The sequence below is a fragment of the Xenorhabdus santafensis genome (assembly GCF_033949405.1).
In the GTDB taxonomy this organism is placed as follows: Bacteria; Pseudomonadota; Gammaproteobacteria; order Enterobacterales; family Enterobacteriaceae; genus Xenorhabdus; species Xenorhabdus santafensis.
Genome location: NZ_VCDN01000080.1, coordinates 1 through 8,347 on the forward strand (window position 1 = coordinate 1; position 8,347 = coordinate 8,347).

The window sequence follows — 8,347 nt, forward strand, 5'->3', positions numbered from 1 at the left end:
GTCGTCGAGTATGAATATGACAAAACCACCGGTCTGCCCACCTGTGAGCGTATCAACGGACGGGAAATCATTCGTGAATGGGATGAGCTGACCGGTCGCCCTGTCAGTGAACGTGTGGATGGCAACACCTTGCATTTTGGTTATAACCCGATGGGGGCGCTGAACCACTTTCAGCTCAACCAGCATGCCCCGCTGACCTTCCAGCATGATGTGCTGGGGCGGGAAACGGTACGCGAAAGTGCCAACGGGTTTATCCTTGCCAGCCGCTACACCGCAACCGGCTTGCTGGCACATCAGTCGGCGGGACAAGCGACTCAGTTTTTCCGAGAAACGCTGGCACAAAACGACCCGCATTTCCCACCACAAGCCTCTGCAGTTAACCGGAGCTGGCAATATGACCGTGCGCATAATGTGCGCGTGATTGATGACAGCCGTTGGGGACAAACCCGCTACCGTTACAATGCCAACGATCAAATCTTGCATACGCTGTTCGAGGGCTATCGTCCACATGAAGAGCAATTTCACTATGATGCCAACGGTAACCTGAGCCAACATCTGCCGGTCGATGCCTACGGCGCAATGGAACAAATTACCCAGCGTCAAAAAGCCGGGCGGATCGTGCAACAAGGGGATATCCGCTATCGCTATGATGACAATGGCCGTTTAGTGGAAAAAACCGAACAGCGTGATGGCTTCCGTCCGTTAGTTTGGCGCTACCGTTGGGATAGCCAAAACCAGCTCACCCATTGTGAAACTCCGGATGGTTCCCGTTGGCACTATCGCTACGATGCTTTTGGCCGAAGAATACGTAAGCTCAAGGTGCATGACGGCAAGCTGACGGCGACCAACCTGCAACGTTGGTTGGACGGCAAACCAGATCTCACCCCACGTAACACCGAAATCTACGGCCAGGAATACCTGTGGAGCGGTGACCAGCTCATAGAAGAGACGCCGATTTACGCCGATGGCTCGCTGGCACTGGAAAGTCGGGTACGCTGGCTGTATGAACCGGGGGCGCTTACTCCTTCGGCAAGGTATGAACGGGGCAAGCTACACTATATTATAAGCGACCATCAAGGTACGCCGCGCGAGATGCTCAACGAAAACGGCACGCTAGTGTGGGCACAACGACTGAAAACGTGGGGCAAAGCCGAAAAATCGCAGGTCATTGCCTCGAATGATCCGGATTATCATGTGGGGTGTCATTTCAGGTTCTGCGGGCAATATGAGGATGAAGAGAGCGGGCTATACTATAATCGTTTTCGTTACTATAATCCGGAGACGGGGCAGTACATCTCGCCCGACCCGATAGGGTTGGTCGGTGGGGCAAACCCGTATGGGTATGTGCATAATCCGTCGAAATTTATTGATCCTTACGGTCTGAGTGGCACTTCACAGGTTGCAAGTAAACCTGATTTTTATGTCGGACCAGATGGACCCAGTGCAACATTGCCATCCACAGGATATCGCCATATGAAATACCTAGAGAAAGACGGCTCTGTGAATGAATGGGTTACTCCAACTATAAACAACAAATCTGCTCCTGCTACTTATATTGCATTTGATAAATTTCCTTCTGGAAGTGTGGCAAGAGATAAGTTGCAAATATCTCCAGAATGGAGTGATACCCGACTTGTAGGCAAATTCGATACCTTGCAGTTATATGAAAAAGGTGTTCCACAAGTTAGGGTGCCTTACTGGAAAGGTGATGATGTAAAAACTCGCTTAGAGCCATTTACAGAAGCTTATCCTGAGTTTGGAAAAGGCGGAGCAAGGCAGTTGCATGCAGATTGGCGAGTTATTAACTTTGATTCAGTTAAAATTTTACCGGAGTAATATAATGAATATGCTGGAAAGAAAAGATGCTGAGATAATGCTTCATCAGCTACTTAAAAGAACATTAATACACGAGAGTGATATTGATGATTTAATGCAGTCAGCAAAAAGTCATCCATATGGTATCCCAATGAAAGGAATACGCTATAGATATGATCATATGGAAAAAAGAGAATTAACAAAAGAAGACTGGCGTATTCTTGATACATTAATGCATTTTTATGGACCTTAATAATAATTGATATCAGTAAGCCGGAAAGATCTCCATGATCTTCCGGCTTTGTTCTTTTTTAAGAGCTGCTAGCTCCCTGCCCTTAGCGACTTTTGTAATCCCCAATCAGCTCGCTCATCCTCAGCTTAATTTCACTGATTTGTTCGCGCTGACGCTGGTATTACTGCTTGAGGCTGTGGGTCTCGTCGCTGTCGGGAATCAGCACCAAGCAGCCATCCATAATTTTCACCGTGACCGAGCCGCCAATCTCAAACCCGGCGGCCTTAAGCCACCGTCCCTTAAGGTGGATCGCGGGCGGGGCATTGGTCTTGTCATTTTGTGGAACGTATCCCACGGTGTATGTTCGGCTTTGACAGTTTTATCCTTGCCAGCCGCTACACCGCGACTGGTTTACTGGTGCATCAATCGACGGGGCAGGCCGCCGCCGTCAACCGAAGCTGGCAATATGACCGTGCCCATAACGTTCGGGTGATTGATGACAGCCGCTGGGGACAAACCCGCTACCGTTACAATGCCAACGATCAAATTCTTAGTACCCTGTTTGATGGAACTCGGCCGCATGAAGAGCAATTCCGCTATGATGCCAACGGCAACCTGAGCCAGCACCTACCTGTCGATGCCTACGGCGCAATGGAACAAATTACCCAGCGTCAAAAAGCCGGGCGGGTCGTGCAACAAGGGGATATCCGCTATCGCTATGATGATAATGGCCGTCTGGTGGAAAAAGCCGAACAGCGGGACGGCTTCCGCCCGCAAATCTGGCGCTACCGCTGGGACAGTCAAAACCAGCTTACCCACTGTGAAACCCCGGACGGCTCGCGTTGGCACTATCGCTACGATGCGTTTGGTAGAAGAATACGTAAACTCAAGGTGCATGACGGCAAGCTGACGGCAACAAACCTGCAACGTTGGCTGGACGGCAAACCGGATTTAACCCCGCGCAGCACAGCCATTTACGGGCAGGAATATCTATGGAGTGGTGACCAGCTGATTGAGGAAACGCCGATCTACGCCGATGGTTCGCTGGCGCTGGACAGCCGCGTGCGCTGGTTGTATGAACCGGGAGCGCTTACACCGTCTGCCCGCTTTGAGAAGGGTAAGCTGCATTACGTGGTGAGTGACCATCAAGGCACCGTGCGCGAGATGCTCAACGAAAACGGCACGCTGATCTGGGCTCAGCGGCTAAAAACGTGGGGGAAAACCGAAAAATCGCAGGTGATTACGTCGAATGATCCGGATTGCGGATTATCATGTTGGGTGTAATTTGCGGTTTGCGGGGCAGTATGAGGATGAAGAAAGCGGGTTATACTATAATCGGTTCCGTTACTATAATCCGGATACGGCCCAGTATATTTCGCCTGACCCGATCGGCTTGGCCGGCGGGTTTAACCCGTATTCGTATGTGCATAATCCCTCAAGATTCATCGACCCTTATGGATTGAGTTCAACATCTGAGATTAAAGCAGCGTCTACTCCGTCACCATCAGAGTTTGCAAGAAGTTGGCAAGGGCAGGGAGAATATCCTGATGTTGATCGCTTTAAAGATATCACGGTTAAAAAAGGCACAATATTAATGGCTGGTGCTCCGGGGCAAGGTAATTTTTATACTACAGTTCGGGCTATAGAAAGAAGTGGATTCTCTCAAGAAGGTGTATTTAAAGGCTTACAAGTAATGCCTCATCCACAATTCGGATATAGACCCGGCATGACTGCTTATAGACTTTTAGAAGATACACCAGCGGCATTCGGCATAGTTAGGGCTAATCCTCAACATGGAGCCGGTGGGTTAACTCAAATTGTTATTAAAGATTATGAAGGGATTATAGAACCTTTACACTCGGTGAAATTAATAAAATGATATATATTAATGGTGATATAAGTTTAAATGGAATAATAATAAATCCACTGATTACATTGGATAACTTTATAGTTCTAACATTAGATCTTAATCCTAGAAAAGTGTATGACTTTGAAGGTAGGGTCAGCTATTCAATAGATAACATGTTATTTTTAAATATAAATTATATTGTAAATGTAGTTTTCCAAGATGGGATTATTGATTTTATTAAGTTACTTCCATTTAACCAAGAGAAAGAGAATAAAATCAATGTCTTTACGAATGAAAACCAAATCAGAAACAAATTAATAAATGATAATTTATTAAAAACATTATTTGGTTCATCAGAGAAACTTTTTTTCCTGTGGGGAAATATTCAGTCTGTGGAAGATAATAGATCAGGTATGTCATACATTATTATTTCATATAAACAGCAATAGTTGGTTAAACTAAATACAACATGCCGGAAAGATCTCCGTGATCTTCCGGTTTTGTTCTTTCTTCAAGAGCAGCTCACTCCCTGCCCTTAGCGACTTTTGTAGTCACCAATCAACTCGCTCATCCGCAGCTTAATCTCACCGATTTACTCGCGCTGGCGCTGGTATTACTGTTTGAGGTAGTAGGTCTCTTTGCTTTCGGGGTCAGTACTAAACAGCCCTCCATGATTTTGACAGTGACTGAGTCGCCAATCTCAAGCTCCGCGGCCTTAAGCCATAGCCCCTTAAGGTGGATCGCGGGCGGGGCGTTGGCTTTGTCATGTTGCGGAATGCATTCCACGGTGCAATAGGGCGAAAAGCATTTCAAGGAACAGGATAAAAAAATCCTGAAAGTGCACATCGGCGCTTTGGATTCGTGGCTATGGGAAAAACAGGCGAAATGGTTAATTAACCTTATATCTTGATTATCACTTTTGCAGAGCGATAATCCCCTGACTGATCATCAGGGATGCTGTTGTGAGTTTGTTATCATTAACCTGAACCTGAGATTTGTCATTCAGTAAAGTTCGTAGTTCAGAGTAAACCACAACAGCATAGTCCCTTTATCGCCTTTAAGATTGAACGGTATCTTGTGCCTTGAGCATCAATTTTATAAGTCTAATCATGGCGATATATCCTATGATGCCAACGGCAACCTGAGGCTGGTCGACGCCTACAGCGTGATGGCTTCCGGCCGCTGATCTGGCGCTACCGCTGAGATAGCCAAAACCAACTTACCCACTGCGAAACTCCGGGCGGCTCCCGTTGGCACTATCAATACGATGCGTTAGGCCGAAGAATACGCAAACTCAAGGTGCATGGCGGCAAGCTAACTGCGACTAACCTGCAACGCTGGCTGGACGGAAAACCGGACTTAACGCCACGTGCCACCGAAATCTACGGTCAGGAATACCTATGGAGCGGTGACTAACTGATAGAGGAGACACCGATTTACGCGGATGGCTCGCTGGTGTTGGATAATTGGGTGCGCTGGCTGTATGAACCGGGGGCGCTCACGCCGTCCGTTCGTTATGAGAAAGGCAAATTGCATTACGTGATGAGTGGCCATCAGGGCACTGCGCGCGAGATGCTCAACGAAAACGGCACGCTGGTTTGGGCACAGCGCTTGAAAACGTGGGAAAAAGTCGGAAAGTCTCAGGTGATAGCCTCGAATGACCCGGATTATCACGTTGGGTGTAATCTGCGGTTCGCAGGGCAGTATGAGGATACAGAGTCAGGGCTTTATTATAACCGCTTTTGTTATTACTCGCCGGAGACAGCTCAGTATATCTCGCCGGACCCGTTTGGGTTGCGGGGTGGGGTATATCCCTATTCTTATGTCAAAAACCCAACTGGTTGGATTAATCCGTTTGGATTATCTGCTACTTCTAATGGTTATGAATTTGATATGGTTAATAATCCTGGTCCATTGGGTGTTCATCCAAGTAATATTCGTTGGGCTCCTGCAGGTAATTTTTCCGGTGGTAAATATAATTCTAAGGTATTAGACGAAGATCTTATCCTTTTCCGGGGAGGAAATGGCGGAGGGGGCAGAATGGTTTGGGCCAATGGTTTACCACATCACCACCAACTTCTGTTGCTCATGTGAGAATAGATACTGCAGTTAAACCTCAATGGTTCAATGAAGCTGGAAAACTAACATGTAAGTCACCAATAAACGCTGCGTATAAGGTAAAAATTCCTAAGGGCACAATTCCTAAGGGCACTACTATTTTTGAAGGTCCTGTAGGATATCAAGGAGGAGTATATTTAGGTGGGCAAGATAAGATGCAAATCTTTATAAAAGAGCCTTGGAAAATAGATGGCGTCAAGGTATTAGAAGATTGGCCTTTGAGGTAATGTATGGATTCTATTGAACAATCGAAAAAATTAAGAGCCCTTTTCTTTTCACTATGGGAAATTATGCGTGATAATGGTGGAGGAAATTGGATAAAGGGCATTGAGAACGTTATTGCATTACTTACCCCCCCAACATATGGAGGTACAAACGATGCAAAATCTGCTATTGAAGATGCTCGCCGTGCATATGGATCTATGTTCGGAGGATATGGTGGTTTTTCTGAATACTTTATCTGGCGAGATGATTTCAATGAACGACTTAAAGCCAATGAAGCATTAGATAAAATAAAAAGTGATATCAATGATATGTTTAATTAATACACAGTAGGAAGATCCCCATGATCTTCCTGCTGTGTTCTGTTAAGAGTTGCTTACTCCCTGCCCTTAGCGGCTTTTGTGGTTCCAATCAGTTCACTCATTCTCAGCTTAATTTCACTGAATTACTCGCGCTGGCACTATCGCTACGATGCTTTTGGGCGAAGAATACGTAAGCTCAAGGTGCATGACGGCAAGCTGACGGCAACCAACCTGCAACGCTGGCTGGACGGAAAACCGGATCTCACTCCACGTAACACCGAAATCTACGGCCAGGAATACCTGTGGAGCGGTGACCAGCTCATCGAAGAGACACCAATTTACGCGGATGGCTCGCTGGCGTTGGAAAATCGGGTACGCTGGCTGTATGAACCGGGGGCGCTTACACCTTCGGCAAGGTATGAACGGAGCAAGCTACACTATATTGTCAGCGACCATCAGGGTACGCCGCGCGAGATGCTCAACGAAAACGGCACGCTGGTCTGGGCACAGCGGCTGAGGACGTGGGGCAATGCGGAAAAATCGCAGGTGATTGCCTCGAATGATCCGGATTACCATGTGGGGTGTCATTTCAGGTTCGCAGGGCAATATGAGGATGCGGAATCGGGGCTGTACCATAATCGGCACCGTTATTATTCGCCGGAGACCGCGCAGTATATTTCGATAGACCCGATAGGGCTGCTGGGCGGGGTGAATCCGTACGGGTATGTACATAATCCGGCGAAATGGGTAGATCCTTACGGTCTGGCAGGAGGAATTGGGAATAAAGGGGAACCTCCTGAATATGAGCCAAGAATAAGACAACGTGTAGTTGAAAATCCCGGCGGGCGCAATTTCCCATTTAGTTTCGACAGAGAAATTCTAAAAACAAAACCAACAGTACTGCGTAGCGGTGATATAGGTTATGCAATGTTAGGCCATAAAAATGGAAAAGAGGTTGTATATAACATAGTTGTTAGAGATGGAAAAATTAGCCATCGAGATATGATAAGTATAACTAATTGGGGACAGCGTAGCAGAAGTTTTGGTTGGCCTCTAAAACTTGAAGATATACCAAGACTTGATTAAGGAGAATAAGGTAATGCTAGAAGCTATAATTAAGGGTGATAATAGTAGTAATTTGGTTTTAAAAGACTTTTATTTTAAAGGAAGAGGTTTTTATGCATGTATTGATGTTAAATCTAGCTGGTATCATGCCAAGGTGAATTTCGATTCATCATATAAAAGAATTAAAGAATTACTTATTTCCTTAGATGAATTAGTTTCCAAAAAGGTACTTGAATCTAATTTCATTAGCGAAAATGGAAATGTTGATATTAATATTTCAATTAATCATCTAGGGAAAGTAAAAGTAAGCGGTTGTTTATTGAACGATATGCTAGAGAGTTCATCTTTAACTTATGAAATAGAGTCCGACTTACAAAATTTAATCGAATTCCATTCGAAACTGAAAGCCATGCTAATCATATAATTTTAATTAATTTTTCAATGAGCTATATACCTATTGATTATGTTTAAGTCGGAAAGATCTCAGTGATTTTGCGGCTTTATTCTGTTAAGAGCGGCTCAATCCCTGTAAGCGTACGGAGAACCCCATCTAGCCAGAGAGAATTCACTGATTAATGTAGGTGGTTTTAAAAATGGAAGAATAGGACAATTTTATCCAGGCAAATTATGATAAGCATAAACACATACATTAAAACAAAAGATGAATATATTGATATTTTTCAATATGATGGAAGGTTTAAAAATTCCGATTACATTGATGGCGCTTTAGAGTTAACCATAAAT

At 45.4% G+C, this 8,347-nt stretch carries 10 protein-coding genes and 2 pseudogenes; 10 read left to right on the top strand and 2 right to left on the bottom strand.

All coding sequences use genetic code 11. From position 1 onward, the window contains the following. Both FE392_RS16770 and FE392_RS16775 read left to right on the top strand, forming a co-directional pair. On the top strand, positions 1-1,836 hold a 1,836-nt coding region (locus tag FE392_RS16770; RefSeq protein ID WP_319931348.1), incomplete at its 5' end, for an RHS repeat domain-containing protein. 4 nt (positions 1,837-1,840) lie between these two features. Next, positions 1,841-2,068 carry a hypothetical protein gene (locus tag FE392_RS16775; RefSeq protein WP_045969082.1) on the top strand — a complete coding sequence of 76 codons (228 nt, stop codon included), beginning with the start codon at positions 1,841-1,843 and terminating at the stop codon, positions 2,066-2,068. A gap of 82 nt (positions 2,069-2,150) precedes the next feature. Here the strand turns inward: FE392_RS16775 and FE392_RS16780 are convergent. Beyond that, a pseudogene (locus FE392_RS16780) lies at positions 2,151-2,402 on the bottom strand (SymE family type I addiction module toxin). 5 nt (positions 2,403-2,407) lie between these two features. Here FE392_RS16780 and FE392_RS16785 point away from each other — a divergent pair. From FE392_RS16785 to FE392_RS16795, 3 genes are read left to right on the top strand one after another with little or no spacing between them, the layout of a single operon-like run. Continuing rightward, positions 2,408-3,331 carry an RHS domain-containing protein gene (locus FE392_RS16785; protein WP_319931349.1) on the top strand — a complete coding sequence of 308 codons (924 nt, stop codon included), beginning with the start codon at positions 2,408-2,410 and terminating at the stop codon, positions 3,329-3,331. After that, positions 3,297-3,926 carry an RHS repeat-associated core domain-containing protein gene (locus tag FE392_RS16790; RefSeq protein WP_319931350.1) on the top strand — a complete coding sequence of 210 codons (630 nt, stop codon included), beginning with the start codon at positions 3,297-3,299 and terminating at the stop codon, positions 3,924-3,926. The genes FE392_RS16785 and FE392_RS16790 overlap by 35 nt, the downstream gene beginning before the upstream one ends. Next, positions 3,923-4,345: a hypothetical protein gene (locus tag FE392_RS16795; RefSeq protein WP_319931351.1), complete on the top strand. Its 423-nt coding sequence runs from the start codon at positions 3,923-3,925 to the stop codon at positions 4,343-4,345. Before FE392_RS16790 ends, FE392_RS16795 begins: the two co-directional genes overlap by 4 nt. A gap of 118 nt (positions 4,346-4,463) precedes the next feature. Here FE392_RS16795 and FE392_RS22165 read toward each other — a convergent pair whose 3' ends face one another. Then, the gene (locus FE392_RS22165; protein WP_439153506.1) at positions 4,464-4,742 is read right to left on the bottom strand and encodes a SymE family type I addiction module toxin; all 279 of its coding nucleotides are present in this window, start codon (positions 4,740-4,742) and stop codon (positions 4,464-4,466) included. Positions 4,743-5,351: 609 nt separating this feature from the next. On the opposite strand from FE392_RS22165, the gene FE392_RS16810 reads away from it, so the two are divergent. The 5 genes and pseudogenes from FE392_RS16810 (at position 5,352) to FE392_RS16830 (ending at position 8,027) form a co-directional block, all read left to right on the top strand. Next, positions 5,352-5,990, top strand: a complete 639-nt coding sequence (locus tag FE392_RS16810; RefSeq protein WP_319931352.1) for an RHS repeat-associated core domain-containing protein — start codon at positions 5,352-5,354, stop codon at positions 5,988-5,990. Further along, complete coding sequence (locus tag FE392_RS16815; protein ID WP_319931353.1) at positions 5,987-6,241, top strand: hypothetical protein; 255 nt, start codon at positions 5,987-5,989, stop codon at positions 6,239-6,241. Before FE392_RS16810 ends, FE392_RS16815 begins: the two co-directional genes overlap by 4 nt. Positions 6,242-6,244: 3 nt before the next feature. After that, positions 6,245-6,559, top strand: coding sequence for a hypothetical protein (locus tag FE392_RS16820; RefSeq protein WP_319931354.1), 315 nt, complete (start codon positions 6,245-6,247; stop codon positions 6,557-6,559). Between the two features lie 267 nt (positions 6,560-6,826). After that, a pseudogene (locus FE392_RS16825) lies at positions 6,827-7,306 on the top strand (RHS repeat-associated core domain-containing protein); the annotation flags it as partial. A gap of 331 nt (positions 7,307-7,637) precedes the next feature. Further along, a complete protein-coding gene (locus tag FE392_RS16830) occupies positions 7,638-8,027 on the top strand; it encodes a hypothetical protein (RefSeq protein WP_319931355.1) in 390 nt (129 codons plus the stop codon). Positions 8,028-8,347: the final 320 nt, after the last annotated feature.